This window comes from Streptomyces sp. NPDC046859 (assembly GCF_040645135.1).
Lineage (GTDB): Bacteria > Actinomycetota > Actinomycetes > Streptomycetales > Streptomycetaceae > Streptomyces.
Map to the genome: position 1 here is coordinate 1 of NZ_JBEYXR010000062.1, position 1,385 is coordinate 1,385.

General features: G+C 70.2%; 3 protein-coding genes. All 3 read left to right on the top strand.

Features of this window, described 5'->3' with window-relative positions; genetic code table 11:
- On the top strand, positions 1-501 hold a 501-nt coding region (locus ABZ899_RS36495; protein WP_361355224.1), incomplete at its 5' end, for an Hsp70 family protein.
- 10 nt (positions 502-511) lie between these two features.
- The gene (locus ABZ899_RS36500; RefSeq protein ID WP_361355226.1) at positions 512-1,129 is read left to right on the top strand and encodes a nucleotide exchange factor GrpE; all 618 of its coding nucleotides are present in this window, start codon (positions 512-514) and stop codon (positions 1,127-1,129) included.
- 6 nt (positions 1,130-1,135) lie between these two features.
- The coding region (locus tag ABZ899_RS36505; RefSeq protein ID WP_361355229.1) for a DnaJ domain-containing protein at positions 1,136-1,385 on the top strand (250 nt) is incomplete at its 3' end.

The following is a 1,385-nucleotide window of genomic DNA, read 5'->3' on the forward strand; positions in this document are numbered from 1 at the left end:
ACTTTCGATGTGGACGCCAACGGCATCCTCAATGTCAGTGCGCGCGATCAGGACACCGGTAAGGAGCAGGGCATCACGATCAGTGAGAGTTCCAACCTGGATCGCGGTGAGGTCGAGCGCATGGTTCAGGAGGCCGAGCGCAACCAGGGTGAGGACCAGGCCCTGCGTGAGGCCGTCGATGCCCGCAACGAGCTGGACGCCGTCGCCTATCAGGTCGAAAAGCGCCTGAACGAGCTGGGTGACGCCGCGCCCGCGCATGAGAAGGCACGTGCCGAGATGCTGGTGGCGGAGGCCCGCGACGCGGTCAAGAACGAGGCCGGAGTGGACAAGACCAGGCCGCTGACCTCGGAACTCCAGCAGATCTATGCCGGGCTCGCCGCCCACCAGGACGAAGGCGCGGCGGCGGGTGGTCCGTCGGACACCGGCGGGGCGGAGGGCCCCGGGCAGGCCGGTGCCGGCGCCGACGAAGACGTGATCGACGCCGAGTTCGACAAGGGTTGAGGTAGCCGCCATGCCGATCCCTCCCAGGGAATCCGACCCGGCCGTGCCGGACCCGGCCGACCCGGTTCCGGAGGGCGCCGTACGCCCTCCCGGCGGGGACCTTCCGCGCTCGGGTCCACCGACCGGGCCGGGGCCCGACACGGACGAGGAACCCGGCTCCGACGCGGCCCGCGGCTCCGCCCCGTCCGGGGATGAGCACACGGCCGAACTCAAGGAACTAGAGGACCGCTGGCGGCGTGCTCTCGCCGATCTGGACAACCTGCGCAAGCGGCACGCCAGGGAGCTGGAGCGGGAGCGCGCGGGCGAACGCGCCCGCACCGCCGCGGCCTTCCTACCCGTCATCGACAACCTCGAACTGGCCCTGACACACGCGGGATCCGACCCCGGGGCGATCGTCGAGGGGGTTCGCGCCGTGCGCGACCAGGCCGTGTCCACCATCGAACGCCTCGGCTACGGGCGTCACGCGGAGACCGGCGTCCCGTTCGACCCCTCCCGGCACGAGGTCGTCGGCGTGGTCCAGGACCCCGACGCCGAACCGAACACCGTGACGCAGGTGCTGCGCCCCGGCTACGGCGAGGCCGACCGGCAACTGAGGCCCGCCGCCGTGACCGTCGCCAAGCGGGAGTGAGCGGTCATGGCACGGGACTTCTACGAGGCGCTGGGCGTGTCACGGACCGCGAGCCAGGACGAGATCCAGCAGGCATATCGCAAACTCGCCCGCAAGCACCATCCCGACGTCAACAAGGACCCGACGGCGGAAGAACGCTTCAAGGAGATCAACGAGGCGTACAGTGTCCTGTCGGATCCGAAGACCCGGGCCCGTTACGACCGCTTCGGGGAGGACTTCCGGAAGGTTCCCGAGGACTGGGAGGAGCGGGTCGGTG